Annotated in this window: 17 protein-coding genes, 3 tRNA genes and 1 riboswitch; of the genes, 9 read left to right on the forward strand and 11 right to left on the reverse strand. The window is 61.8% G+C overall.

The genetic code is table 11. From position 1 onward, the window contains the following. Both AACR77_RS18450 and gpt read right to left on the reverse strand, forming a co-directional pair. A partial coding sequence (locus AACR77_RS18450; protein WP_042883296.1) for an alpha/beta hydrolase occupies positions 1 to 830 on the reverse strand: 830 nt, incomplete at its 3' end. Between the two features lie 174 nt (positions 831 to 1,004). Next, a complete protein-coding gene (gene gpt / locus AACR77_RS18455) occupies positions 1,005 to 1,472 on the reverse strand; it encodes a xanthine phosphoribosyltransferase (protein ID WP_039040347.1) in 468 nt (155 codons plus the stop codon). A gap of 926 nt (positions 1,473 to 2,398) precedes the next feature. On the opposite strand from gpt, the gene AACR77_RS18460 reads away from it, so the two are divergent. Then, positions 2,399 to 3,850: an aminoacyl-histidine dipeptidase gene (locus AACR77_RS18460; protein ID WP_042883298.1), complete on the forward strand. Its 1,452-nt coding sequence runs from the start codon at positions 2,399 to 2,401 to the stop codon at positions 3,848 to 3,850. Positions 3,851 to 4,479: 629 nt separating this feature from the next. On the opposite strand, the gene AACR77_RS18465 is transcribed toward AACR77_RS18460, so the two are convergent. From AACR77_RS18465 to AACR77_RS18485, 5 genes are all read right to left on the reverse strand, one after another. Next, positions 4,480 to 5,481 (reverse strand): ABC transporter ATP-binding protein, encoded by a 1,002-nt coding sequence (locus tag AACR77_RS18465; RefSeq protein ID WP_041212969.1) that lies wholly within the window; start codon positions 5,479 to 5,481, stop codon positions 4,480 to 4,482. A 94-nt stretch (positions 5,482 to 5,575) separates the two neighbouring features. Continuing rightward, a complete protein-coding gene (locus tag AACR77_RS18470) occupies positions 5,576 to 6,613 on the reverse strand; it encodes an ABC transporter ATP-binding protein (protein WP_042883300.1) in 1,038 nt (345 codons plus the stop codon). 25 nt (positions 6,614 to 6,638) lie between these two features. Next, positions 6,639 to 8,456 carry an extracellular solute-binding protein gene (locus AACR77_RS18475; RefSeq protein WP_042883303.1) on the reverse strand — a complete coding sequence of 606 codons (1,818 nt, stop codon included), beginning with the start codon at positions 8,454 to 8,456 and terminating at the stop codon, positions 6,639 to 6,641. Between the two features lie 82 nt (positions 8,457 to 8,538). After that, the gene (locus tag AACR77_RS18480) at positions 8,539 to 9,582 is read right to left on the reverse strand and encodes an ABC transporter permease (protein WP_041212459.1); all 1,044 of its coding nucleotides are present in this window, start codon (positions 9,580 to 9,582) and stop codon (positions 8,539 to 8,541) included. A 112-nt stretch (positions 9,583 to 9,694) separates the two neighbouring features. Next, positions 9,695 to 10,720 (reverse strand): ABC transporter permease subunit, encoded by a 1,026-nt coding sequence (locus tag AACR77_RS18485; RefSeq protein WP_010675471.1) that lies wholly within the window; start codon positions 10,718 to 10,720, stop codon positions 9,695 to 9,697. A 739-nt stretch (positions 10,721 to 11,459) separates the two neighbouring features. On the opposite strand from AACR77_RS18485, the gene AACR77_RS18490 reads away from it, so the two are divergent. The 7 genes from AACR77_RS18490 to AACR77_RS18520 all read left to right on the forward strand — a co-directional run bounded on the left by AACR77_RS18490 (position 11,460) and on the right by AACR77_RS18520 (position 19,215). Further along, on the forward strand, positions 11,460 to 14,066 hold the full coding sequence (locus tag AACR77_RS18490; protein WP_039040352.1) for a TonB-dependent receptor plug domain-containing protein: 2,607 nt from the start codon (positions 11,460 to 11,462) through the stop codon (positions 14,064 to 14,066). Positions 14,067 to 14,168: 102 nt separating this feature from the next. Continuing rightward, a complete protein-coding gene (locus AACR77_RS18495) occupies positions 14,169 to 14,933 on the forward strand; it encodes a DUF3450 domain-containing protein (protein WP_041215710.1) in 765 nt (254 codons plus the stop codon). Beyond that, positions 14,930 to 16,303 carry a MotA/TolQ/ExbB proton channel family protein gene (locus AACR77_RS18500; protein ID WP_041215711.1) on the forward strand — a complete coding sequence of 458 codons (1,374 nt, stop codon included), beginning with the start codon at positions 14,930 to 14,932 and terminating at the stop codon, positions 16,301 to 16,303. Before AACR77_RS18495 ends, AACR77_RS18500 begins: the two co-directional genes overlap by 4 nt. Before the next feature lie 10 nt (positions 16,304 to 16,313). Beyond that, positions 16,314 to 16,841, forward strand: coding sequence for a MotA/TolQ/ExbB proton channel family protein (locus AACR77_RS18505; RefSeq protein WP_041212455.1), 528 nt, complete (start codon positions 16,314 to 16,316; stop codon positions 16,839 to 16,841). Positions 16,842 to 16,908: 67 nt separating this feature from the next. Continuing rightward, entirely contained in the window at positions 16,909 to 17,316 is a 408-nt protein-coding gene (locus AACR77_RS18510) for an ExbD/TolR family protein (RefSeq protein ID WP_005327075.1), read from the forward strand. 16 nt (positions 17,317 to 17,332) lie between these two features. Continuing rightward, complete coding sequence (locus AACR77_RS18515; RefSeq protein ID WP_039040356.1) at positions 17,333 to 17,968, forward strand: energy transducer TonB; 636 nt, start codon at positions 17,333 to 17,335, stop codon at positions 17,966 to 17,968. Between the two features lie 11 nt (positions 17,969 to 17,979). Next, entirely contained in the window at positions 17,980 to 19,215 is a 1,236-nt protein-coding gene (locus AACR77_RS18520) for a tetratricopeptide repeat protein (protein WP_041212454.1), read from the forward strand. A gap of 393 nt (positions 19,216 to 19,608) precedes the next feature. Here AACR77_RS18520 and AACR77_RS18525 read toward each other — a convergent pair whose 3' ends face one another. Next, on the reverse strand, positions 19,609 to 22,647 hold the full coding sequence (locus tag AACR77_RS18525; protein WP_052224831.1) for a glycosyl hydrolase family 18 protein: 3,039 nt from the start codon (positions 22,645 to 22,647) through the stop codon (positions 19,609 to 19,611). A gap of 112 nt (positions 22,648 to 22,759) precedes the next feature. Continuing rightward, positions 22,760 to 22,843: riboswitch (cyclic di-GMP riboswitch) on the reverse strand. 293 nt (positions 22,844 to 23,136) lie between these two features. On the opposite strand from AACR77_RS18525, the gene AACR77_RS18530 reads away from it, so the two are divergent. Next, a complete protein-coding gene (locus AACR77_RS18530) occupies positions 23,137 to 25,278 on the forward strand; it encodes an ExeM/NucH family extracellular endonuclease (protein WP_042883307.1) in 2,142 nt (713 codons plus the stop codon). Positions 25,279 to 25,893: 615 nt separating this feature from the next. On the opposite strand, the gene AACR77_RS18535 is transcribed toward AACR77_RS18530, so the two are convergent. The 3 genes from AACR77_RS18535 to AACR77_RS18545 all read right to left on the reverse strand — a co-directional run bounded on the left by AACR77_RS18535 (position 25,894) and on the right by AACR77_RS18545 (position 26,212). After that, positions 25,894 to 25,969 (reverse strand) — tRNA-Ala (locus AACR77_RS18535). A gap of 28 nt (positions 25,970 to 25,997) precedes the next feature. Further along, positions 25,998 to 26,073 (reverse strand) — tRNA-Ala (locus AACR77_RS18540). Between the two features lie 63 nt (positions 26,074 to 26,136). Then, a tRNA-Ala gene (locus tag AACR77_RS18545) sits at positions 26,137 to 26,212 on the reverse strand. Positions 26,213 to 26,301: the final 89 nt, after the last annotated feature.

Below are 26,301 nucleotides of genomic sequence, written 5' to 3' on the forward strand. Positions count from 1 at the left end.
ACCATGGCGATGCGCTGGTGATCGACCCAGGCCACCTCCGAGAGGTAGTTGAGCACCGCCTGGTGCAGGCGGCTGGTGTCCTGCACCAGGGGCCAGTGCTCGGCATAGCCGGTGCCCGGCATGTCCAGGGAGAGCATCCCGATGCCATGGGGCTCGAGACACTTGAAATAGAAGTTGAGGAAGTCCACCTGAAGCGAATCGATGCCACCGCTGACGATGACCAGGGGCACAGGTTTCTCGGTGGTGGGCAGATGCAGGTAGCCCTGGATGGTCTTGCCCCGAAACGGGACCTGCAACTCCTTGAGGGGCACCTTGAACAGGCGCCCAGCCTCGCGATAGGCCATGTTGCCGAGCAACTGGGCCTGATCCGCCAGCTCGTCGTGCTTGAGGTGGGGGTAGCTTGCGATGGAGTAGTAGCGCACTGCCTTGAGCAGGCTCTTCAGCGCCGCGGCGCGATCCCCTTCCCCCAGCAGCGTCCGCCCCGTATTGAAATAACGGCCAGCGAGCTGGCTCCACTCATAGACCCAGTTGCCGGGCACATAGCCCTTGATGGTGTCCAGATAGCGTTCGTGGCTGCGCTCCCCCTGCCCCATGGCGATGTGCGCCAGGGTCTGCTCCACCTCGACGGGATCGGCCCCCTGCCAGGCCCAGGTCGGTCTGCGCAGCAGGCGATACCAGCGGGGCGACAGGGCGCCATCGATGAAGCTGTCAGACAGTGCGCTGTCTTGCTCGTCGACGGGGCTCGAGTTGGAGACTTCGGAAGTTTCCAATACCTTTTTGACCCGGGTAAACAGCTTTTCCGTCAGATTGGTATCGTCGTTTGGTTCCAAAATGGTGGCTCTTCTGTCTCAAACAATGTCCCATCTTAACCACTTTTCACATCGAGCAGCCACACCATAAACGCATTGAGCCCCAAAAGGGGCTCAATGTGGTCAACCTTGCATCACGACGGATCAGTCCGCTCCCGAATGCCGGGGAGTCACTGGTCGCGACCGGTGCGGCGATTACGCTTCGTCGCAGATCGGCTTGGCGAACTCCAGCGCCATGTCCCAGGGCTGTTCAATCCAGGTATCCTGCGGAATGGCGACTTCGAAGTCATCCACCAGGGGTTCGCCCATGGGCTTGGCGAAGATGGTGATGAACTTGGCTCTGGGGTAGAGCTCGCGGATCGCCTTGGCGGTGCCGCCGGTGTCAACCAGATCGTCCACCACCAGCCAGCCTTCGCCGTCACCTGCGGTGGTGGCAGCCTTCACCACCACCAGCTCGCGCTGGTTGTCGTGGTCATAGCTGGAGATGCAGAGGGTTTCGACATTGCGAATGCCAAGTTCGCGGGCCATCAGGGCCGCAGGCACCAGACCACCGCGGCTGACGGCGATGATCCCTTTCCACTGGCTGACAGGCAGTTGACGACGGGCCAGACGGCGCGCTTCGCGTTGCAGGTTATCCCACGATACATAGAACTTTTTTGGCATGCTATCGATCTCAACGAGTTATAAAGCAATCACTTATGAGGCGAAACCCGGCAAAGAGACGGGTTCAGGTCAATTCTGGCACCCCGTTTCCCGAATTTTGCTTGCACTTTTTCGGCCTCGGGGCTGACGCCTCGGCGGCAAAAACGGATGCAATGCGAACAGGGATGAGGTGTAGCTGGCGGCCATGTCGGGTGGACTCCCGATCTCGGGCCGGCTGTTGGGCCGGTATGATAGCACTCTTTATGGATAAATTGAGCGGCAAACGTATGCGAAAAACAGGAAATGTCCGCCATCTTCCGCTCTGTCGCCCTTTTGGGAGGGCTCCGGCGACACCGACAGGTTAGCCGTTTGACACACATCCCATGACATTCGGGCAAAAAAATAGCAGGGGGAGGAGAGGTTCCTCACACACCTGCTGCTGTTACCTGTGACGCCTGCGAGCCTTAACGGCGGGTAGCGTAGGGATTCGGGTAGTTGAAACCCTGGGTATAGAGAGATTGGGCAAACCAATAGGTTGAATTGCTGCCTGACATCATAAACTCCTGATTGCTTAACAAGTTACGTACCTTAATGCGGGTTCACATCCTTGAACTGACACTCGGTTCCATGGAGGCGCACTTGCTTTGCTTCGGTTCCCTGGAGGCATTGATTGTCATCCTGACAAGTGGGCTGGCCACGGCGGCTAATTTACCACCCGGCGCCCAAAAGACAATATTTTTGTGACTGGAATCACAAAATTGATGTTGTGCTGACACGAATAAGGCAGGCAGTGAAGTTCGCCATCCATGCTCCCTTTCCCAGCACAAGCAGAGCGTCATTTGCGCTGATCGCTCACATTTTTGCGTGATTGACTGTATTATCGTTATCCTCTTCCCCGGCCCGCAGAGTGGGGCCCGACATTTTCCATGCTGGTAAGGAGTCCCGACGTGGCACAGCTCAGTTCTCTGTCTCCCAAGTTGATTTGGCAATTCTTCGAGCAGATCTGCTCCATCCCTCACCCCTCCAAGCACGAAGCCCAGCTGAGCGCCTGGATCGTGGCGTGGGCCCAGGGAGAAGGCCTGGCGGTCAAGCAAGATGCCGTCGGCAACATCATCATCAAGAAACCGGCCACACCGGGGATGGAAAACCGCAAGGCCGTGGTGCTGCAAGCCCACATCGACATGGTGCCCCAGGCCAACGCCGACACCCAGCACGACTTCACCACCGATCCCATCGATGCCTACATCGACGGTGAATGGGTCACTGCCCGCGGTACCACCCTGGGTGCCGACAACGGCATGGGCATGGCGGGCTGCCTGGCCGTGCTGGCCGACAAGACCATCAAGCACGGCCCGCTGGAAGTGCTGCTGACCACCGACGAAGAGACCGGCATGACCGGCGCCTTCGGTCTGGAAGCGGGCTGGCTGGAAGGCGAGATCCTGCTCAATACCGACTCCGAAGAGGATGGCGAGGTCTACATGGGCTGCGCCGGCGGGGTGGATGCCAATATCCGCTTCCCCCTGGAGCTGGTCGCTGCCACCGAGGGGGAAGGATTCGAGCTGCAGGTCAAGGGCCTGCGCGGCGGCCACTCCGGGGTCGACATCCATCGCGGCCGCGGCAACGCCAACAAGCTGCTGGTCCGTCTGCTCAAGGCCGCCGAACCGCTGGGGGTGCGCCTTGGCGATCTCAGCGGCGGCACCCTGCGCAACGCCATCCCCCGCGAGGCCCGTGCCAGCCTGCTGGTGCCCGCCGCCAGCGTGGCTGACTTCAAGGCTCTGGTAGACCGCTACGCCGGCATCTATCAAAGCGAGCTGGCCGCCACCGAGGCCAACCTCACCGTGCTGCTCACCGCCCGGGAGAAACCGGCCCAGCTCATGAGCGAGTCCCTGCAAAGCCGCCTGCTGGATGCCCTGATGGCCTGCCCGAACGGGGTGATGCGCATGAGCGACGCCATCCCGGGCGTGACCGAGACCTCCACCAACCTGGGTGTCATCAAGACACTCGAGGGGGAAGTCTATGTGCAGTGCCTGATCCGCTCCCTCATCGATTCCGGTCGCGAGAACATCGAGCAGATGACCCGCTCCCTGTTCACCCTGGCCGGCGCCAGCTGCGAGTTCACCGGCGCCTACCCGGGCTGGGCACCGAACGTGGACTCACCGGTCATGGCGCTGGTACGCAACAGCTACCAGACCCTGTTTGGCGAGATGCCGAACGTCATGGTGATCCATGCAGGCCTCGAGTGCGGTCTGTTCAAGAGCGCCTACCCGGACTGGGACATGGTCTCCTTCGGCCCGACCATCCGTGGCGCCCATGCACCGGGGGAGAAAGTACACATCCCGGCGGTCGAGCGTTTCTGGCAACTGCTGGTTCACGTGCTGGAACATATCCCGGCCAAGTAAGCCAGCTCACGACCATACCGATGCCCCGCCCCGTGCGGGGCATCTTTTTTGTGCTCCCTCCTCGGCCACCTCTCTCATATCCCCGACTCCATACGTGGCACTGGCATGAAACCGTATCCATGAACAGGTCTGCATTTGAAAACCCTTTCCATGATTTATGTAAATTTACAACACAAAAAGTTGATCCAGCTCACATATGCCCCTAGGATCAGAACGTGACCAAGGTCACACAACCCATGAACCACAGAGAAACGAGGTCATCATATGTTCGAGAATCTGGCAGTGCTGTTCCACCTGAAGGGTGCAACCAGCAAGAAAGGTGCTGAAGAGAAAGACACTTATGCGCCTGCAACCCGCAATTACTACTTCCGTTATGGCGCCTGATATCGCCTGTCCGGAAGTTGAAATTAGCAACGTAATAAAACTACAAAACAACTCAGCAATCCACACAGCAGCCACCCCCATCGGGGCGCTGTCCTGCCCGGGCCAGAATTTCCACGGCCAAACCTGAACTCCAACCATGAAGATGGGGCCCGCAGGCCCCATTTTTTTATTCCGTTTCCGCCTTTATTGCGCCTCCTCGGTGCCACCTTGCCGCGATGCCGGTTGCGACGTGGCGGGCGCCGGCATCATATCGCCTTTCCCAGTGGCACCGCCTCCTGCACGGGCAAGGGGAAATGGCAGGCCACCTGATGCCCCTGCCCTCCGCACGCCTCAAGGGCGGGCGAGCGGGTGCGGCACAGATCCGTTGCATGGGGGCAGCGCTGGTGAAAGTGGCAGCCACTCGGCGGCGAGATGGGGGACGGCACATCCCCCGTCAGCAGGATACGCTGGCTGCGCCGCCGTGGATCCGGCACCGGAATGGCGGAGATGAGCGCCTGGGTATAGGGATGGCGTGGTGCCAGGTAGAGTGCCTGGGCCTCGGCCAGCTCGACGATCCGGCCCAGATACATCACCGCAATCCTGTCCGAGATGTGCTTGACCACCGACAGGTCATGGGCGATGAAGATGATGGCGAGGTTCATCTCCCGCTGCAGATTGAGCAGCAGGTTCACGATCTGGGACTGCACCGACACGTCGAGCGCCGACACCGCCTCGTCACACACCAGCAGCTTGGGCTTGAGGGCGATGGCGCGGGCGATGCCGATACGTTGGCGCTGGCCACCAGAGAACTCATGGGGATAGCGATCCACCGCGCTGCCGGGCAAACCGACTTTCTCCAGCAGCTCCTGCACCCATGTCCGGCGCTGTTCGGCGTTGCCCTTGCCGTGGATGATGAAGGGCTCCTCCAGGATCTGCCCCACCGTGTGGCGGCTGTTGAGGGATTCTGCGGGATCCTGGAACACGATCTGCATCTCCTGACGCAGGGATCGCATCTCCTTGGGCGAGAGGTGGGTGATGTCACGCCCCTCGAAGGTGATGGAGCCGGCGCTCGGCTCGAACAGCTTGAGCAACGAACGCCCCAGGGTGGACTTGCCGCATCCCGACTCCCCCACCAGGCCAAGGGTCTCCCCCTGCCTGAGATCAAAGCTGATGCCATCCACCGCGTAGACGGTGTATTGCTTGCGCAAGAAACCGCCACCCATCTTGAAATGCTGCTTTAAATTGCTTACCGACAACAAGCTGGTCATGACTTCCATCCCCGACGATTCATGGCAGCAAACGACCTGGTCGCCTTCCCGCCGCCTGGCTGCCCTGCGACACCCCGTCCCCACACCAGACCGTTCATAGGCTCACCTCCTTCCAGTGGTGGCAGGCCACCCCGTGACGTTCGCTCAACTGCTCGGTCACCGGTATGGTCTCCACGCAAAGGGGCGTGGCATGGGGGCAGCGGTTTGAGAAACGGCACCCCGCCGGCATCTCGTGCAGGGCGGGCACCTGACCCTTGATGGTCTTGAGCAGGCTCTTTGGCACATCTTCCAGACGCGGGATCGAGGCCATCAGACCATGAGTATAGGGATGGCGCGGGTGGTCAAACAGTTCATAGATATCGGCCCGCTCCACCGCTCGCCCGGCATACATCACCACCACCTCGTCGCACAGCTCCGCCACCACCCCGAGATCGTGGGTGATGAAGATGATGGCCATGCCGGTCTGGGCTTGCAGCTCCTTCATCAGATCCAGGATCTGGGCCTGGATGGTCACATCTAGCGCCGTGGTCGGCTCGTCGCAGATGAGCAGCGCAGGTTCGCAGGCCAGCGCCATGGCGATCATCACCCGCTGACGCATGCCACCGGAAAGATTGTGGGGATAAGCCGCGAAACGCTGGGCAGGCTCGGGGATCCCCACCTTCTTCAACATGGCGATGGCGGCGTCACGGCGCTGGGCCTTGCTGTAATCGGGGCGGTGGAGGCGAAACACCTCCATCAGTTGATCGCCAACCGTCTGCACCGGGTTGAGGGCCGTCATGGGCTCCTGAAAGATCATGGAGATACGGTTGCCGCGCACCTTGTACATCTGCTCCGGCGGCAGATTGAGCAGCTCCTCCCCCTGAAAGCGGATGGAACCAGCCACCACCTGACCGTGGGGCCTTGGCAGCAACCCCATGATGGCCAGCGAGGTGACGCTCTTGCCGCAGCCGGACTCGCCGACTATCCCCAGGGTCTTGCCCGGGGCGACCTGGAAGCTGACCCCGTCGAGCACCTTGATCTTGCCGTCGTCGACGGCGAACTCCACCTCGAGATCCCGCACCTCGAGGATGGGGGATAGAGACTGCCCCTCATGATCTCTGGTGCCGGGGGCGGTGGCCTGTGTGTTGGGCATGACTGCTGCTCCCTTCTGGGCCACATCAATGGTGTGCATAGGTCTTGTCGATCAGGGTGATGGGGGCCAGCGACTTGCCGTCAGCCTTGGCCTTCTGGGTCTCCTCCTTCACCTTGGGATCGATCCAGAGCAGGCCGCCACTGCTGTGGGGGTAGCCATCCATGGGCCAGTAGAGCAGATCCGGGGTGTTGCGGGTGGCGGGCACCTCCGGCAGCATCACATAGCGCCAGCTGCTGGCTCGCACGTAGTTGAGCTGAACGCCGGGCACGAAGATGGCGAGATCATAGATGCGCTGCTGGATCTGGTGGGAAAGCGCGGCCCGCTTGTCCATGTCGAACTCGACGTTGTAGGCGTCGATCAGGCTGTCGAGCGCTTTGTCAGCCACGTTGAACAGGTTGTTGGTCTGGGGCTTGTTGGCGTTGTCGGAGTGGAAGGACTCCCAGTATTGCGGATAGAGACCACCGCCCCCCCAGCCAAGCCAAGCCGCCTCGTGTTTCTTCTCCAGCATCACCTTGAAGCCGGTGGCGCCATCCACCAGATTGAGCTCCAGATCCAGGCCCGCCTTCTTGGCCTCTTCCTTGAGCACGGTCAGCCGCTTGGAGTGCTCCTGGCTGGTGTAGGTGAGGGCCAGGGTGAGCCGCTCTCCCTTGTCGTTTTGCAGGATGCCGTCCGGTCCCTGCTTGCCGTAACCGCCCTTGGCGAAGTACTCCCGTGCCTTGGCGATGTCGTAGGCCCGCTCAGGGAGCGCGATGTCGGTGAAGGCCCCGAAGCCAGAGCCGAAGGTGGTAGCGCGGTCATAATCGCCGTGCAGCACCGTCTCTATCATCTTGTCGATGTTGAAGGCGTGCTGGATACCGAGCCGCACGTTGAGATCCGCCAGCTTGGGATTGGCCACGTTGAGGTGAACCCCCTGCCCCCCCTGCTTGGTATCGGTCATGGCCATCACCTTCTGCACGTATCCCTGCTTGTACTCCGGTGTGACCGCCTTCTCATGCCACCAGTTGGGCAGGATCATCTCGAAGGTGTCCAGCTCCCCCTTGAGGAAGTGGCGGAACGCGATGTTGTGGTCGCGGATCACCTGCACCTTGATGGTGTCGAGGTTGAACCTGTGCTGGTTGTAGCGATCGTCTTTTGCCCACCACTCCTTCTGCTTGCTGAAGGTGACGGACTTGCCCTTCTTCACGTCGCTCATCACGTAGGGGCCCGTGGTGGGTACCACGGCCCAGTTGTACTGCTTCACCCAGTTCGGGCCCATCTTGTAGTAGTGCTTGGGCTGGGGCCACAGCTCGGTGGTGTTGAGGAGATCGAGCTTGGCCTTGCGGCTGCCCGCCTTGACCAGGATGGTGTGGTCGTCAATCTTCTCCACCGCCACCACCTCGGTGGTGTAGTAGTTGTTGAACCAGGGGCCCTTGATGTCCTTGGAGCGCATCATCTCGTAGCCGAAGGTGTAGTCATCGGCGGTGACCGGCTTGCCGTCGGACCACTTGGCGCGCGGGTCGAGCCTGAAATAGACGGTCTGGCTGTCCGGCGCGATGGCCCAGGCATTCGCCAGGGCCGGAATGGGGTTGCCCGTGTTGGGATGGAAGCTGATGAGCCTCATCTGGTTGTCGAGGATGAAGGAGCGGAACGAGCCGTTGGAATCCGGCCCCACAGTGCGAAACGTCAGCGGGAAGCTGTCGACGAAGAGATTGAGGTTGCCGCCGGGCAGCGCCTTGGGAGAGGCGAACACGGGGTCGGTGTCGTTGGTCTCCCACTTGAGATCCGCGGGCAGGCTGGCTGCCCACACCCAGGATCCGTTCAACAGCAGAAAGAGAGCACCTGCCCATTTGATTTTATTGTTCATGTTTGACTTCCTGGTCATGCCCCTGCACTGGGGGCGTCTTCATTAAGGGTCCTGTCGATGTGCCCTGGCAAGGCGCCACCGCTCACTGATAACGGGTAAATTTGCGCGGATCGAACGCCTCCCGGATGGCCTCCCCGATGAAGGAGACCATGATGAGCACCAGGCTCACCGCCGCCACCACCGAACTCACGATCCAGATGGCGTCGAGGTTGTTGATCCCCTGGGAGAGCAGCTCCCCCCAGCTCGGGGTCGGCGGCGCCAGGCCAAAGCCCAGGTAGTCCAGCGCCGTCAGGGTGGAGATGTTGCCCACCACGGCAAACGGGGCCAGGGTGACGATCATCATCAGGGTATTGGGCAGAATGTGGTTGAAGATGATGCGCCGGGTGCTCGCCCCCTGGGCCCGCGCCGCCATCACGTAGTCCCGCGCCCGCTCCTTGTAGGTGAGGGTGCGCATGTACCAGGTGATCCCCATCCAGCCGAACAGCACGTTGATGCCGACGAACAGGCCGAAGTTCGGCTTGGCCAGGGAGACCAGGATCATGATGACGTAGAGGAAGGGCACCTGGGACCAGATCTCGATGAAACGCTGCATCAGGAGATCGAACCGACCGCCGAGGAACCCCATCATGCAGCCGATGCTGACCCCGATGACATAGCTCGCCACCAGCGCGATGAAGGCAAAGCCGATGGCAATGCGAAAGCCGTAGACCAGCCGTGCCAATACGTCGCGACCGCTGGTGTCGGTGCCGAGGAAGTGGCGCTCCGCCAGGCTCGGGGCATAGGGCGGATAAGCTTCCTCCTTGAAGTCCTGTTCATAGGGGTTCCAGGGGACCAGGGGCAGCAACACCCAGTCCCCCTTATCTTCCTTCGCAAATTGGCTCTTGAGCTGGCGATAGTTGGTCTCGTACTCGTAGTCGAGCCCGAAGTGCTGACCCGGGATCACGTCCCCATAGGTGGGGAAATAGAGCTCCCCCTGATAGCTCACCGCCAGGGCCCGGCTGTTGACCAGCAATTCCGCCAGCAGAGAGATGACCACCAGGACCGAAAAGATGACAAAGGAGTAGTAGCCGCGCTTTATCGACTTGAAGCGCTTGAGTTTTTTCAGAGTTACCGGATTCAGGTTCATGCTCACTCTCCAAACCGCACGCGAGGATCGACCAGGGCAACGCAGATGTCGGAGACAATGACGATATGGGCTGACATCAGCATCGGCATGGCAACAGAGTTCAGGCTCATGATTACTCTCCAAACCGCACGCGAGGATCGACCAGGGCGACACAGATGTCGGAGACAATGTTGCCCACCAGCATCAGCATGGAGGTGATGGCCAGAATGCCCATGACGGTGGGGTAATCCCGCTCGACGATGGCCTCGTAACCGAGCAGGCCGATGCCGTCGATGTTGAAGATGGTCTCGATGAGGAAGGAGCCCCCGAAGAAGACGGTGAGCACCGACCCTAAGTGACTCGCGATGGGGATCAGGCTGTTGCGCATGGCGTGATCGGTCACCGCCTTGCGAAACGGCAACCCCTTGGCCACGGCGGTGCGCACGTAATCCGCCGACAGGTTCTCCATCAGGCTGTTCTTCATGGTCATGGTGAGGATGGCGAAATCCCCGATGGCATAGGCGATGAGCGGCAGCAGGGCGTGGGCGAAGACGGTGCGGATCTGATCCCAGCTGCTCTCCATCCCGTCAAACTCGTCCCCTGGGAAGCCCCCCATGGGCAACCACTCCAGATGGAACGCAAAGACGGTGATGAGGAAGATCCCCACCACGTAGGCGGGCAGCGCATAGGCCATGTAGATGAGCATGGAGCTCAGGGAATCGAAGCGGCTGTTGTGTCTGAGCGCCTTGGCCACCCCGAGCGGGATGGAGACGGCATAACTCAGCAGAAAGGTGGCGAGCCCGAAGAAGGCGGTCACCGGCAACCTCTCCTTGATGAGATCCCACACAGGCTCGTAATAACGGGTCGACTCCCCGAGATCCAGCACCGCCAGCTTCTGCAACCAGTCCCAGTAGGCCACCAGCATCGGCTTGTCGAGGCCGTAGAACGCCTTGAGCTCTTCAATCTGTTCGTCGGAGAGTGCCTGCGCCCCCTTGCTGCCACTGGAGCGGCCGGACTCGTTTTGCGAGACCTGCGCCTGCAGCAGCATGCGCTCGACCGGGCCGCCCGGCACGAAGCGGGTGATGGTGAAGACGAGCAGGGTGATACCGAGAAACGTCGGGATGATCAAAAGCATCCGACGTAGGAAATACGACAGCATGGTGGAACCTCGTCCTTGTTGTTCTTTTATGGCCAGTCACATCCGGTGACGGGCCTATCCTTACCTGGCATTACTCACTGAATTGACTGGCATTGGCAGACAATCCGGCTCGGTCACTGTAAAAGCTCTGCAACAAAAATCAAGTAGAACCCTGTCTGCGACCAGGAATGTCCCCCCGCAGCATATCCCGCGGATGATTTTTTCCAAAAAACCCAACTTCAATATAAAAAACTGCTACGCCTACCCGTCCAACTCGATTTTAATTATTAAAAAATTAATTACACAGGTGTTTTAATCCATATCAAACAGAATGAAATCAACAAGTTAAGGGTAAGTCGGGTTATTTTCTCATTTACCTATAAAAGAAGAGGGATAGCCTCCCCCACCCTCCGTTCCCCGGAAAACGCTCTCGTCATAAAAGCAGATGAAAATACTGCAAAAAACCGTTTTCTCGATATCGGCACCGGAGTGACAAGCGACTTATCGATAAGTTCAAAAATAATCAATAAAATTGTAAAAATCGAACTTAACAACATCTTTACATAAGTTGACGCAACATTTACGGAATAAAACGCCAAAAATATTCCATCAAGTGCATATTCCCATCTAATTCCCTCTGCTGCCCCCATCCCCGCCGCTCCATTTGACGTCCATCACCAAACCTTGATAAGCCTTACGCACCGCTCCAACGAGGGCGGTAATGGAAGCAAACAATAAACAATCAGGAAGGATACTAGCGATGCTTAGGAAAAGCAGACTCTCTGCTGCCGTAGCGTTTGCCTTGGCGAGCGCGGCAGTTGTGGCCACCCCTGTCCTGGCCGAAGAGGGCCAGAACGTAGAAAAACTGCAAAAAATCAAGGTCACCGGCTCGCGGATCTCCCGGGTCGATGTGGAAGGCGCCACCCCGGTCGTCTCCGTGACCAAGGCGAAAATCGAGCAATCCGGTCAGCAGACCGTCGCCGATTACCTCAAGCAAGCCTCCTACAACTCCTTTGGCGGCGTCTCCCCTGCCTCCGGCAGCTCCTTCCAGTCCCAATCCACCGTCGGCCTGCGCGGCCTGGGTTCCGAGCGTACCCTGGTTCTGCTGAACGGCAAGCGGGTAGCGGGTTCCCCCACCATGGGCGGCACCTCCATCAACCTCAACACCATCCCCATGGCCGCCGTTGAGCGGGTCGAGGTCAACCTGGACGGCGGCTCCGCCATCTACGGTTCCGACGCCATTGGTGGCGTGATCAACGTGGTGCTCAAAGAGGGCTACGAAGGGCTGGACTTCCAGGGCCGCATCGGCTCCCCGAGCGAAGAGGGCGGCGACGAGAAGAGCGGCTCCATCGTGGCAGGGGTGGCCGGCGAGAAGGGCTCCCTGATGGCGGTCTACGAGCACGACAAGAAGGACGTCATCTACGCCCGTGATCGTGACTATCTCTCCAAGCAGGGCAACGACTCCCCCAGCCCCTACGGCCGCAACGTGGAAGGGATCACGGGTCTTGACGCCAACGGCGACCCCATCTGGAAATACGGCCCCCTGGCCGGCGCCACCAATGCCGACGGCTCATGCAAGGAGCCCTTCGTCGGGTTCGAGGGCGGCTGTAACTTCAACTACGGCCAGGTCGCGGCCACCACGGCCTCCCGCAGCCGTGACACCCTGTACGTGAACGGTCGCTACCACATCAACGACAACGTGGACTTCGTGCCGCAGATCATCGGCTCCCGAGTCGAAAGTTTTGGCCGCTTCGCCCCGGCCGCCGGTGCCTTCACCATTGACCCGGCCAACCCGAAGAACGCCCAGTTCTTCGCCGACAACGGCCTGGATGCCGCCGCCACCCAGGGTCTGGGTGAGGCTGCCTACGCCTACTACCGCTTCAGCAACGTCGGTCCCCGTGACAACTATGTCACCGACACCACCGGCAGCATGAACCTCGGCTTCGAAGGCACCATCGCCACCGAAAGCGTCGGCGACATGCAGTGGAACGCCGGCTACATGTACTCCAAGACCGACAACAAGGAGAACGGCACCGGTTACGTGCTGAAGTCCGCCGCCCAGCAGGCGGTCGCCGACGGCAAGTTCGTCGGTGGCGAGTTCGACGCCTCCACCACGGCCTCCATGGCCGCCGACACCAGCCGCCGCTCCACCATGGACTTCTACCAGTGGTACGCCGGTGTCCAGTGGGATATGGGTGAACTGCCGGCCGGTCCGGTCAGCTGGTACGCCGGTGCCGAGTACAACGACTGGGTCTATGCCGACAAATACGACGCCCAGTCCGAAGCCGGCAACATCATCGGCTCCTCCGGCAACTCCTCCGGTGGCGTGCGTGACGTGACTGCCGCCTACATCGAGTCCCTGGTGCCCATCACCGAGCAGATCGAGCTGAACGTGGCCGGTCGCTTCGACAAGTACAGCGACTTCGGCAGCGCCTTCTCCCCCAAGGCGAGCCTGCGTTACCAGCCGCTGGACAACCTGATGCTGCGCACCTCCTGGTCCCGTTCGTTCCGCGCCCCCAGCCTGAGCGATCTCTACTCGGCTGACTCCTTCTCTGCCGACTGGGCGAAGGATTACGTCTACTGCGAGGCCAACGGCATCTCCGCGGCTGACTGCCCGAACCGCCAGTACGACACCACCCGTACCTCCAACGAGGATCTGAAGGAAGAGACCGCGGACACCTGGAACTTCGGGGTGGCCTACAGCCCGGTGGATGACCTGAACCTCTCCCTGGACTACTACACCATCAAGATCGAGGACGTGATCCAGCTGAACTCCCTGCAGTCTCTCATCTATGACGAACTGAACAGCGGCAGCTCCAGCAGCATCACCCGCAACAGCCAGGGCAAGATCAGCAACGCCATCGCACCCATGGTCAACCTGGGGACCCTCGAGACCTCCGGCCTCGACCTGAAGGTGGATTACACCTACGACCTGAACTACGCCACCGTGCGTTATGACCTAGGCGGTACCTACATCCTGAAATACAAGGAAGGTCTGTACGCCGGTGGTCCCATCATCGACAAGATCGGCCAGAACGGTCTGCCCCAGATGCGCTTCAGCTCCGGTGTGGGTGTCAACGTTCCCCAATGGTGGAACATGGATACCTACCTGAGCGCGAACTACATCGACTCCCAGAGCCAGGATTACATCGCCGATACCGGTGAGGAAGTGGGCCACATCGCGTCCCAGACCACCTGGAACCTGAACGTCGGCGTGGAAGCGCCCTGGAACGGCAAGATCCAGGTCGGCGTGAAGAACATGTTCAACGTGGGCCCGTCCCTCGAGAGCGATGGCTTCACCTATGACGACGAGCTCTACAGCATCGACGGTCGCATCTACTACCTCGACTACAGCCAGAAGTTCTAATCCACCAGCAAACCACAAGCCGGCCCGTTCGGGCCGGCTTTGCCCAAGGTCCCAAGGAAGTTACGGAGATAGGGTAATCCTATGAAAACAAGGACAACTACAATGAAGAAAGCGCTCCTCGGCAGCCTGATTTCGGCTGCCTTGCTGACCAGCTTCAATCTGAGTGCCGCCTCTGCCAGCCAGGCCGTGGACGCTCAAGCCGCCACCGACAATGCATCCAAAGTTTCCCAGCAGAAGATCGACAGCTACGCCGAGTCTGCCGAGTCTGCCCTGGCCCAGTACAAGGCCGCCCTGCGCCAGGTGGACAGCCTGCGCGCCTACAACGAGCAAGTGGGCAAGATGGTCGACTCCCAGAGTGCCGAACTCGCCTCCATGCAAAAGCAGATCGCCCAGATCGACCAGACCAGCACCGAAGTGGTGCCCCTGATGCTCAAGATGATCGACTCCCTCGAGCAGTTCGTCTCCCTGGACCTGCCGTTCCAGAAGGTGGAGCGTGAGGACCGCGTGGCGGCCCTGACCGATCTCATGAACCGGGCCGACGTCACCATCTCCGAGAAGTACCGCAAGATCCTCGAGGCCTACCAGATCGAGGAGGGCTTCAGCCGCACCATCGAAGCCTACAAGGCGAGCCTGGACAAGGATGGGGACGAGAAGACCTACGAGTTCCTGCGCGTCGGCCGCATCGCCCTGCTCTACCAATCCCCGGATGGCAACGAGACCGGCATGTGGAACAAGAAGACCCGCCAGTGGGAAGTACTGCCCCAGGAGTATCGCAGTGCGGTTGAACAAGGCCTTCGCATCGCGAAGAAGCAGGCGCCCCCCGCCCTCATCAAGCTGCCGGTTCAAACTGCGGAGAAAGCATCATGAAAGGAATCAAACTTGCCATCGCCTCGCTGATCGCGGGCGCCACCCTGGTCACCCTGCCGGTGACCGCCGCCGAGAAGCCGGTGGATCTCAACGCCCTGCTCAATCAGGTCAAGGCCGCCAGCACCAGCGAATCCCAGCTCAACAAGGAGCGGGAAGCCCGCTTCCTGGCTGACAAGAACGAACAAGGGGCCCTGCTCGCCAAGGCCAAGGCGGATCTCGCCGCCGAAGTCGCCAGGGGCGAAAAGCTCAAGGCCACCTTCGATGCCAACGACAAGCAGCTCACCGAGCTGACCGAGACCCTGCGCCAGCGCTCCGGCAACATGGGCGAGATGTTTGGCGTGCTGCGCCAGTTCGCCGGCGAGTTCAAGGGGATCTTCAACGCCTCTGCCCGCCGGGTCGAGCATCCGGAGCAGACCGCCCTGCTGACCCGCCTGGCCGAGAGCAAGGAGCTGCCCTCCAGCGATGACCTGACCGCCTTCTGGACCACCACCCTCAGCCGCATGGTCGACGGTGGCAAGGTGAGCCAGATCCCGGCCACCGTGGTCTATGGCGAAGGCAACCAGGCCGAGAAGACCGTCACCCAGATCGGTGAGTTCAACACCGTCTCCGAAGGCAAGTACCTCACCTTCGTGCCGGAGACCGGCAAGTTCGAACAGCTGCCCCGCCAACCCGACAAGGGGGTGCTGGAACCCATCGCCGACTTTGAACAGGGTGGCGGCGGCGTCAAGCCGATCTTCGTCGACCCGTCCCGCGGCGTGATCCTCTCCCTGCTGGTGCAGTCGCCGACCCTGAAGGAGCGGATCGACCAGGGTGGTGAAGTGGGCTATGTCATCATGGTGCTCGGCGTGCTCGGTACCCTGTTGGCACTGTTCTGCGGCGCTCGCCTCTCCCTCATCGGCGGATCCATGCGCAAGCAGCTCAAATCCGATCAGATCATCAAGGGCAATCCCATCGGCGAGATGCTGGGGGCCTACCAGAGCCATCGTGGCGACAACATCGAGGATCTGGAATCCAAGCTCGACGAGATCATCCTGCGCAACGTGCCCAAGTTCGAGAAGGGCATCAGCATCATCAAGCTGATCGCCTCGGTCGCGCCGCTGCTGGGTCTGCTGGGTACCGTGGTCGGGATGATCGCCACCTTCCAGGCCATCACCCTGTTCGGTACCGGCGATCCCAAGCTGATGGCGGGTGGTATCTCCGAAGCCTTGGTCACCACCATGCAGGGTCTGGTGGTCGCCGTGCCCATGCTGTTCCTCTACACCATCGTGCAGACCCAGAGCCGTCGTCTGATCCAGGTGCTGGAAGAGCAGAGCGCCGGTTTCGTCGCCCGCTACCAGGAACGTCTGCACGCCGCCAAAGCCGCAGCCTAAGGAGTCACCCATGTGGTTCTGGTTGATTGAAGAAGTCGAGTCGGTCCGCCGGTTTCTGGGATTGGGGGGCGACGTGCTGGTCGCCCTGTTCTTCCTGACCCTGATGATGTGGGCCCTGCTGCTGGAGCGCTGGTTCTACTTCATGGCGGTCTACCCCAAACAGGTGAAGCAAACCAAGGCTACTTGGCTGGCCCGCACCGATCACCTCTCCTGGTCCGCCAGACAGATCCGCCGCGAGCTGGTCTCGCGGGTGGCCATGGCGGTGGACAAGGGGATGCCGGTCATCAAGGTGCTGATCGCTCTCTGCCCGCTGATGGGGCTGCTCGGGACCGTGGTGGGCATGGTGCAGGTGTTCGACACCCTGGCCATTACCGGCACCGGCTCCCCCAGGGCGATGGCCTCGGGGATCTCCAAGGCGACGGTACCGACCATGGCGGGCATGATTGCCGCCCTTTCCGGCCTGTTTTTTGTCAACCAGCTCGATCACAAGGCCAAGTTGGCGGTGCAGAAGCTGGAAGACAACCTGAAACACGGCTGATGCAGGATGCACATCCCCGGCCGGGCCATGCCCGCCGGGGCACAGAACAAGCAAGGAGTTTTTTGCCATGAGAAAACGTCACAGCGACAGCGGTGCTGACGAGGCGGCCATCGATTTGACCCCCATGCTGGACATCGTGTTCATCATGCTTATCTTCTTCATCGTCACCACCTCGTTCGTCAAGGAGTCCGGCGTGGAGATCAACCGCCCGAGCGCCAGCACGGCCGAGACGGTGAAGAAGGGGAACATCATGGTCGCGGTCCGCGAGAACGGTCAGGTCTGGGTCGACAAACGGGTCGTCGAAGTGGGTGCCGTGCGCGCCAACATCGAGCGGCTGCGGGCGGAGAACCCGGAGAGCGCCGTGGTGATTCAGGCCGATACCGAGTCCCGTTCCGGGCTGGTGGTGCAGGTCATGGACCAGATCCGCATGGCCGGTGTCCAGAACATCTCCATCGCGGCGAGCAAGAGCAGCTGATGCCGGAGCGAGCCCTATGAGATACCTGATATCGTTGGCGGTCTCCTGCGTGGTGGTGTTCTTCCTGTTTCTGGGAATGAACAAGCTCATCACGCCGGATCACCGGGAGCTGACGGAGCGGGAGGACGTCACCATGACCGACTTCATCCGCCTCAAGCCTCAGGAGACCCTGCAAGAGAAACAACGGGAACTGCCCAAGCCGCCGCCCCCGAACCGCCCGCCGCCCCCGCCCGAGATGGAGGTGGCGAGCACGGACAGGCCGCAGATGGAGAGCTCCCCCATGGACATGCCCAAACTCGACATCCCGGTCAACATCGGTGGCGGCAACGCCCTGGGTGCCTACAGCACCGGTGGCGGTGGCGGCGGCATGGGTGGCAACAACGGCGCCATCCCGATGGCGACCTTCGAGCCCATGATGCCCCGCAAGGCGGCCCTGGCCGGTCTCGCGTCCGGCAAGGTACTGGTGGAGTTCACCGTCACCGAGCGCGGTACCGTGAGCAACATCCGCATCGTCAAGGAAGAGCCCCGCAGCTATGACCTCGGCAAGGCGGCGCGCCAGACCATTGCCAAATGGACCTTCAAGCCGGCCATGGTGGACGGCAAGCCGCAGGCCAGTCGCATGCAGCAAGAGATCGAGTTTGCGACCAACTAAGGAGGGTGGCGATGAAAAAGTTACATACCCTGATCCTCGCCCCGGTGGCCATGGCGGTGCTGCTCAGCACCGCCACCTGGGCCGCCGAACAACCCGCCCTGTCTGACCGCGCCTACCGCGCGGTCAACAAGGCCCAGGCGTTGATCACCGAGAAGAAATACGGCGAGGCCAATGCCAAGCTGCAGGAGGCGCTGTCCGGCGCCGGCGAGCGGGTCTACGACAAGGGGGTCATTTTGCAGACCCTGGGCTTCGTGGCGGCGCAGCAGGAGAAGTACGGTCAGGCGACCAAGTACTTCGCCGACGCCATCGCCACCGGCGGCCTGCCGCCCCCGGTGGCCCAGCAGGTGCGCTACAACCTGGCCCAGCTCTACATGGCGGAGGGGAACTTCAAGGGTTCCATCAACACCATGAAGGAGTGGTTCGCAAACCTCGGCAAGGACGAGAAGCCGACCCCGCACGCCTACATCACCCTGGCCAACGCCCATGTGCAGCTCAAGCAGTACCGGGAAGCCATTCCGGCGGTGGACAACGCCATCAAGCTCTCCGCGGGCAAGGCGCCGGAGTCCTGGTACCTGCTGAAGATGGCGGCCCACTACGAGCTGAAACAGTACAAGCCGGCCACCGAGGTGCTGACCGCCCTGGTGGACCGCTACCCGGAGAAGAAGAAGTACTGGACCCAGCTCTCGGCCATGCACATGCAGGCGGGCAACGATGCCAAGGCCCTGGCGGCACTGGAAGGGGCCTACAACCTCGGCATGCTGACCGAAGCCAACGAGTTGCAGCGTCTGGCCAACTACCTCGCCTTCGCCGGCATTCCCCACCGCGCTGCCCGCGTGATGGAGAAGGCCATGAAGGAGGGGCAGATCGAGAGCACCGCGGCCAACTACAAGACGCTGGCCAACTACTGGCATCAGGCCAAGGAGCTGGACCCGGCCATCGACACCCTGGCCAAGTCCTACAAGCTGGCCCCCAATGCCGAGCTGCAGCTCAAGATGGCGCGCATGATGATCCAGAGCAAGCGCTACCAGGATCTGGTGGCCTTCGCCGCCAAGCCTGCCGCCAACGCCAGCGGCGAGCAGCGGGCGGATCTGAAGTTCCTGACCGGGGTCGCCTACTTCGAGCAGCAAAAGCCCAAGGAGGCGCTTTCCGCCTTCACTCAGGCCGCCCAGAATGGCAACGTCAGTGGTCGCGCCACCCCCTGGATCAGCTTCTTGAAAGAGCAGCAGGGTGGCGCCGTCACCCAATAAAGCTGCGCGGCCCGGCTGACGGGACGGGGATCTCCCCGACTCGGCATCCGGGCCGCGACACATCGACAAGGGGGTCACCCCGCAGATTGCCTTGGTGGCAATTGGCCGCTCTTCGGAGCGGTCTTTTTTATGGCACAGCCCCTGCCCTTTCCCCCCCTTCTCCTGATACAAGGCACAAAAAAATCCGGAGCCTGGGCTCCGGATTGGATCGTTGCGTTGGGAGGGGGCAACCCCTTCAACAGGTCATCAGTCACTGCATACCAGCGTCCAGCTGCCGTCGCCCGCTCTGAGCTCGCGGCTGTACAGCAGCCGGGACAACTCAGTAGTTGCACACCAGCGTCCAGCTGCCGTCACCCACTCTGAGTTCGCTGCTGGTACAGCAGCCGTGACAACTCAGTAGCTGCACACCAGCTTCCAGCTGCCATCGCCCGCCTTGGGCTCGCTGCTGGTCCACCAGTTGGCCTGCCACACCGCCTTGCCGTTGGTCATGCGGTCGTTGCCATTGGCGTGATCCCCGCGCGGCCAGGTCGGATAGGCATTGTAGTCCGCCGGGTTGACGTTCTGGCTGGCACAGGTGGTGCCACCGCTGCCGCCGTCACCACCGCCACTGCTGCCCAGCACCGCCTCGGCTAGGGCCGGGAAGTCGGACTTCAGGCCTATGGTCTGGCTGCCGGCAATCAGGCGCATGCCACTCGGCACGCCGGCGGCCGGCAGATAGTAGGTCATGGCCACTTCCACGTCGGTGCCCGGCGTCCAGGCTTTCCAGGCCGGCAGCGTCAGGGCCACCTTGTGGAAGTCCTTCTCATTGGCGATGCCGTCCGAGTTCTGGTTGCCACCACTCTCCACCACTTTCAGTCCCATGCCGCTCTGGTCGGTGATGGTGTCTGAGGTGGAGGTGGGGACCAGGAACTCGATGCGGGTGCCGCCCGGAATGGTCTGGGTCGACTTGTTGGTGAGCTTGAGGGTCGGGTTGATCGGGTAGTTGGAATCCCCTTCCTTGAAGCCGGAGAGGCTCACGCCGATGTCGAGCTGGGCGGCCGGCGTCGGCAGATCATTCTGCTTCAGGGCCGCCTTGTCGGCCTTGCTGAACTTCTCGTAGGCGAGGCTGGTGAGGGTGCTGCCCATCACGTACTCGTTCTTCGCCGCGTCGAAGTCATAGTCCCCCGCCATCTCCCAGAACATGACGCCCCCCAGGCCCCGCTTGACGATGTAGTCGAGCTTGTGACCCATAGACTCTTCATCTTCGGTGGAGAGGAACACCTTCTTCTGCTCGTTCCAGAGCCAGGGCGCATGGGCCTTGTCGTCGTAGTAACGCACATACTGGCCTTGCATCACGTGGGCCGGGTTGTTGGGATCCAGACCCCAGGCCTGGCCGTAGCTCGGCAGGGTGGTGATGCCGAGGCTGGCGGCGTGCTCCAGGTTCTTGGCATGCCACATGGGCACGGCGCCGCCGCCAATCTCCTTGCCGTTCTTGTCAAGGTCATGCCAGATGTTGTCGATGCCCACCGCCCCGTTGCCGCACGGAATGGTGCTGCCACCGGTGCCCGGCTGGCAATCGCTCTGGCTCGGCAGCGCCGCCTTGCCACCCAGACCGTGGGTGCCACCGGTGACCCCCTGCCAGCCACGGGTGTAATAGGGCACCCCTATGTTGATCTTGCCCGCCGCCATGGCACCACGGAAGTAGTGGGCCGCCCAGGCGGAGTTGAGATAGCCGATGCCGCCAAACTGGGCCTGGGTGTAGACACCCCACTGGGACAACTCGGGATCCGCCTTGTTGTCGAACAGGGCGGCGTTGTGACCGACAAAGTGGTTCCAGGCACCGTGGAAGTCATAGGTCATCAGGTTGACGTAGTCGAGGTACTGGGTGACCTGGAAGTTCTCCATGCCGCGCAGCAGGTAGGCCGAGGCCGGCGAGGCGATGGTCAGCATGTACTTGCGACCGTCCTCGGTGCCGGCGCTGTCGAGCTTGTTGCGCAGGGTCTTCATCAGCACTTCATAGTTCGCAAAGAGCTTGCCGCGACACTGGTTGGAGAGCGGGAAGTCGTTGGGGTTGCCCGCATCCTTCATGGAGGTGGGGTACTCGTAGTCGATATCCACCCCATCGAAGCCGTACTGGCGGATGAAGCCCACGGCCGAGTCAGCAAAGGCGTTGATGCCGGCGGTGTTGACCGAGCAGTCGCCCTTGGTGGTGGCGGCGTAGAAGCCGCGGGTATCGGCCCAGCCCCCGACGGAGATGAGGGTCTTCACGTCCGGGTACTGCTTCTTGTACTTGGACAGCAGGTTGAAGTGACCCTGATAGGCAAACTCCGGATCCATCTCGGCGCCCGGCACCCCGTTCCAGGTCAGCTTGGTGGCGGCGTCATCCACCTTGATGGTGTGACTCTGCTCGTCCACCGCCGCGAAGGCGTAGTTGATGTGGGTGATCTTGTCCCAGGGAATGTCGCTCACCAGGTAGGCGGGCAGGCCGTTCTTGCCGGTGCGCCAGGAGGTGAAATACCCGATGACGCGGCGGCCGTGGTCATCCCCCATGCACTCGCTGCCATCGGCGCGGTAGATCTGGCGCACGTCGCAGGAGAGGTTGCCGCCGGTGGGGGGCAGGGCCGCCTCTTCCACCTGCACGTCCACCTGGGCCGACTCGCCAGAGAGGTTGCTCTTGTCGGTCGCCACCAGCTTGAGGCCGGTCAGCCCCTTGTTCTGGGGCGTCCAGCTCAGCTGCCAGGGGGCGCTGGTGTCCTCGCCCACCTTCTGGCCATTCACGAAGAGCTCGACCTTGGCGACGTCGTCATTGGCGTCGGTGACATTGCCGCTCACGGTGAGGGCGCGGCCCAGGGTCACCCTGGCACCGGCGGCGGGGCTTGCGATGCTCACCCTGGGCGCCTCTGGCGCCACCACGGCGGCGACCTTGAAGCTCGAATCCGCCTCGCTCAGCACCTTGCCGTCTTTATCCAGCGCCCGGGCCTTGAGGGCGTGATTGCCCGCACCGGCGGCAGACCAGCTCGCACTCCAGGGAGAAGCCGTGGCGGTGGCGACCAGGGTGCCGTCGATGAGGTATTCCACCCGGGCGAGCGCCGTGACCGGGCCGCTCAGCGTCACCGCCAGGGCCACACTGGCCCCCTCACTGACGCTGGCACCCACGGCGGGGGAGCCGATGGCGACGACCAGGGACGGTGGCGGCACCTCGCCACCATACAGCTTCCAGGCATCGGCCCAGACCACACCCACCCCGGGGGCATAGTGATAGGGGGACGCGCCGCACCAACCGGAGTAAGGGAATTCCTTGCATTCATAGAGGGCGCCTGCGTTGCTGACGATGTCGCCAGCCTTGTAGGCGGTGCCGGCCTGATAGGCGGGGTAAGCGGCCTGCGCCCAGGCAGGGACGGCCGCAAGGGCGACCAGCATGGCAAGCCTGCTGGGCCTCAAGATCTGTTGCATATTGTTATCTTCCTTGTTTTGTCTTGGCTTCAATGCCGGGAAAAGCGCAATCGCAACAGGGAACAAGGGAGCGACAACAGGCCATGGACGGGCCACAAACCCTCAAGTCACCCTGGGTAACCCCGCTGTCTGGCCCGGATGGGACAGATCGGAGGCTTTGCGTCCCGGCATCACTGCCGGTTTGCCCTTTGCCTGGGTTCCGTGAGGAACGGCTCGAGTATAGGAAGCAAGTGACCACTGCTCAATCTTTATTCTCGAAGGAAAATATGTGAATGCTGGCCGCCTCACACTTTTCGCTCCCACCTGATGACAAATAGATCATCAATATCAAACTGTTAGCCACGTCAAAAAATGGCAGATGGGCTCCTTTGTCTCCTCATAATGTGCGTTGGTTCACTGGTCAGAGCTGCCAGAAATGTGACAATGCGCGCCCTTGGCCACGATGCCAAGGCTATGGAAACACTGGCAAAAATAAAAAAAGGAATACCCATGAAAGGAACACCTACCCTGCTGTCGCTGGCCGTGGGGCTCGCGCTCGCGTCCCCCTCTCTCTACGCCGCCGGCTTCAGTTGCCCGGCCGACAGTGCCCTCACCCCCATCCCCGCCATCCAGGGCAGTGGCGACAAGAGCCCCCTCGTCCCGGACGATCAGTTCGAAAGCGCCCAGAGCGTCTCGGTCAAGGCGGTGGTCTCGGGTCTGGGGGAGAGCCTCAACAAGGGCTTCTACCTGCTGGATGTGCAGGGGGACGGCAACCCCGAGACGTCGGACGGCATTTTCGTCTACCTCAACGACAAGAACTTCGCCAGCAAGTACCCGGACATCCAGCCGGGCGCCCTGGTCTGTCTGGAGGCCAAGGTCGAGGAGTATTACGGCCACACCCAGCTCAAGCCCCTGTTTGACGGCAGCACGCCGCGCCTGACGACCCTGGCCCAGGGCGCCGCCCCGGCCGCCACGGCGCTGCGGGTACTGGAGGGGGAAACCCTGGCCCGGGCCCTGGAGCGTCACGAAGGGATGCGGGTACGCCTCAACGCCGACAGCGCCCTCAAGATCAGCCGCAACTTCAGCTACGACTATGCCGCCCGGCGCAACAACCTGGTGCTCGCTCACGGCGCCCCGCTGATGAAGCCGACCCAGCTCCATGTGGCAAGCAGCCCCGAGGCCGTGGCGCTGGCCGAAGCCAACGCCAGCAACCGGGTCTTCCTCGAGTCGGACGTCAAGGCGGGGGACGGCAAGCTCCCCTGGCTGCCCGCCTGGGAGCCGGAGCAGGGTTACCTGCGCATCGGCGATGCCCCGGTCAATCTGGAGGCCATGGTCGGCTACAGCTACAACGAGTACCGCCTGATCGTGCCCCGGGATCAGACCATCACCGCGGGGGATCTGCTGCGCACCGGCGACAACGACCGCCAGAGCGCCCCGGCCCGCCTGGATGGCACTGACCTTCGCATCGGCAGCTTCAACGTGCTCAACTACTTCACCAGCCACTCCAGCGTGGGGGGCGCCCTCAACGTGCTCTGCGCGGATCAGGCGGATGCGGACAGCGCCAAGGGCTGCAACCGCGGCGCCAAGAGCCTGGAAGAGTTCCAGTTGCAGCGCGCCAAGATCGTCAACGCCATCACCGAGATGGACGCCGACCTGCTCGGCCTGATGGAGATGGAGAACAACGGCTTTGACGAGCACGCCGCCCTCCACGATCTGGTGGAGAGCCTCAACGCCAGGCAGAAGGAGGCGAGCAAGCACTACGCCTTCGTCACCCTGCCCAAGGCCCTGCTCACGGAGGATCGCTTCTTTGGCGGCGACGCCATCATGGTGGCCATGATCTACCGCCCCGCCCTGCTCACCCCGAGCGGGGATGCCGACGTCATCCCCCTGCCCCAGCAGCGCTACACCACGGGTGGCGTCACCAAGAGCGCCGGTCAGCGGGACTCCCTGGTCCAGCGCTTCACCGTGGCGGGCAGCGACGCCCCCCTGACCCTGGTGGTCAACCACCTCAAGTCCAAGGGGTCGGGCTGCTATGAAAACGGAGATGGCAAGACGGAGCCTGCGGATCTGCAGGGCAAGTGCACCGAGTTTCGGGTGAGCGCCGCCAAGGTGCTGGGGGAGGCGGTGAGCAAGATGCCGGGGCAGGTGCTGCTGGTGGGGGACTTCAACTCCTACGCCAAGGAGGATCCCATCCGGGTGCTGACCGACTATGCGCCGGTCGCGGGGGAGCGCCAGATCCGCTCCGCCTCCCACACCTACATTGGCGACAAACCCTATGAACAGATGGGCCAGACGGTGGCCAAGGGTTACGGCCTGGTGGATCTGAACGTCAAGTTCAACCAGGAGAAGGCCATCTCCTACAGCTACGAGGCCGAGCTCGGCACCCTGGACTACGCCCTCGCCAACCCGGCGCTGGCTGACAAGGTGGTGGCGGTGGCCGACTGGCACATCAACTCCTTCGAGAGCAACCTGTTCGAATATGGCAGCGCCTACACCGGCGATCTCATCAAGTCGGACAACCCCTTCAGCGCCTCGGACCACGACCCCGTCATCGTCGATCTCAAGCTCAAGGAAGCGAGCAAGGGGGGTGGCGGCGCCATGGGTGCCCTTCTGCTGGCCCTGTTGCCGCTCGCCTGGCGGCGTCGTCGCTAAGACGCGGCATCCTCGATGCCAGGTGCAAAGCCCGCGATGATCGCGGGCTTTTTTTGTGCCATGGCCATTTGAAAAACAAATGCAAAGGGCCACATCATGGGATGAATAAATGCCCTGTTGCCCCGTCTCACCCCTTTCCCGGGGGGCTGGCACCCTGTCGACGGGGAAACCCGGTGCTGACACCAGGGGCCGGATAGCGTATCCCGCAGGTTGCCGAACGAACCAACCACCACGCGGCAGAGGATGGCATCGCGCAGCCCGCGCCATGGCCATGGCGGCATCGGCGCCAATCCCCACCCTCACCCCCGTCAGCGGCGGCCAGGGCCGCTGATGCCCTCGCGGCCAGGGTGAAGCACCATCGCAGGCTGCCGAACGAACCAACCGCCACACGGCAGAGGATGGCATCGTGCAGCCCGCGCCGTGGCCATGGCGGCATCGGCGCCAATCTCCACCCTCACCCCCGTCAGCGGCGGCCAGGGCCGCTGATGCCCTCGCGGACAGGGTGAAACGCCATTTGCCAGACAAATGCAAAGGGCGAGATCATGGGAAATCCAAATGACAGGCAAACAAAAAGGCCACCGCGATGCGGTGGCCTTGGTGCTTTCTTGCGAAAGATGGTGGAGCTACGCGGGATCGAACCGCGGACCTCTTGCATGCCATGCAAGCGCTCTCCCAGCTGAGCTATAACCCCTTGGATTCCAGATTGTTCGAGGAGAATTTGGTGGAGCTACGCGGGATCGAACCGCGGACCTCTTGCATGCCATGCAAGCGCTCTCCCAGCTGAGCTATAACCCCACAAAGGTCGGCCTGGGTGATACACACCGCACTGCCCTGGGTACTTCATGTCAATCGGGAACCTGGTGGAGCTACGCGGGATCGAACCGCGGACCTCTTGCATGCCATGCAAGCGCTCTCCCAGCTGAGCTATAACCCCAAATTCGGTACTCAATGAATGGTTCTGGCGGCCATTCATCCTCAATAATGGTGGAGCTACGCGGGATCGAACCGCGGACCTCTTGCATG

Source organism: Aeromonas sp. ZOR0002, assembly GCF_963866995.1.
In the GTDB taxonomy this organism is placed as follows: domain Bacteria; phylum Pseudomonadota; class Gammaproteobacteria; order Enterobacterales; family Aeromonadaceae; genus Aeromonas; species Aeromonas caviae.

Bases quoted from the DNA above. Each gene is read 5' to 3' on its own strand.
- gpt (WP_039040347.1), bottom strand. From the start codon at position 1,472: ATGCCAAAAAAGTTCTATGTATCGTGGGATAACCTGCAACGCGAAGCG.
- AACR77_RS18465 (WP_041212969.1), bottom strand. From the start codon at position 5,481: ATGACCAGCTTGTTGTCGGTAAGCAATTTAAAGCAGCATTTCAAGATG.
- AACR77_RS18470 (WP_042883300.1), bottom strand. From the start codon at position 6,613: ATGCCCAACACACAGGCCACCGCCCCCGGCACCAGAGATCATGAGGGG.
- AACR77_RS18475 (WP_042883303.1), bottom strand. From the start codon at position 8,456: ATGAACAATAAAATCAAATGGGCAGGTGCTCTCTTTCTGCTGTTGAAC.
- AACR77_RS18480 (WP_041212459.1), bottom strand. From the start codon at position 9,582: ATGAACCTGAATCCGGTAACTCTGAAAAAACTCAAGCGCTTCAAGTCG.
- AACR77_RS18485 (WP_010675471.1), bottom strand. From the start codon at position 10,720: ATGCTGTCGTATTTCCTACGTCGGATGCTTTTGATCATCCCGACGTTT.
- AACR77_RS18490 (WP_039040352.1), top strand. From the start codon at position 11,460: ATGCTTAGGAAAAGCAGACTCTCTGCTGCCGTAGCGTTTGCCTTGGCG.
- AACR77_RS18495 (WP_041215710.1), top strand. From the start codon at position 14,169: ATGAAGAAAGCGCTCCTCGGCAGCCTGATTTCGGCTGCCTTGCTGACC.
- AACR77_RS18500 (WP_041215711.1), top strand. From the start codon at position 14,930: ATGAAAGGAATCAAACTTGCCATCGCCTCGCTGATCGCGGGCGCCACC.
- AACR77_RS18505 (WP_041212455.1), top strand. From the start codon at position 16,314: ATGTGGTTCTGGTTGATTGAAGAAGTCGAGTCGGTCCGCCGGTTTCTG.
- AACR77_RS18510 (WP_005327075.1), top strand. From the start codon at position 16,909: ATGAGAAAACGTCACAGCGACAGCGGTGCTGACGAGGCGGCCATCGAT.
- AACR77_RS18515 (WP_039040356.1), top strand. From the start codon at position 17,333: ATGAGATACCTGATATCGTTGGCGGTCTCCTGCGTGGTGGTGTTCTTC.
- AACR77_RS18520 (WP_041212454.1), top strand. From the start codon at position 17,980: ATGAAAAAGTTACATACCCTGATCCTCGCCCCGGTGGCCATGGCGGTG.
- AACR77_RS18525 (WP_052224831.1), bottom strand. From the start codon at position 22,647: ATGCAACAGATCTTGAGGCCCAGCAGGCTTGCCATGCTGGTCGCCCTT.
- AACR77_RS18530 (WP_042883307.1), top strand. From the start codon at position 23,137: ATGAAAGGAACACCTACCCTGCTGTCGCTGGCCGTGGGGCTCGCGCTC.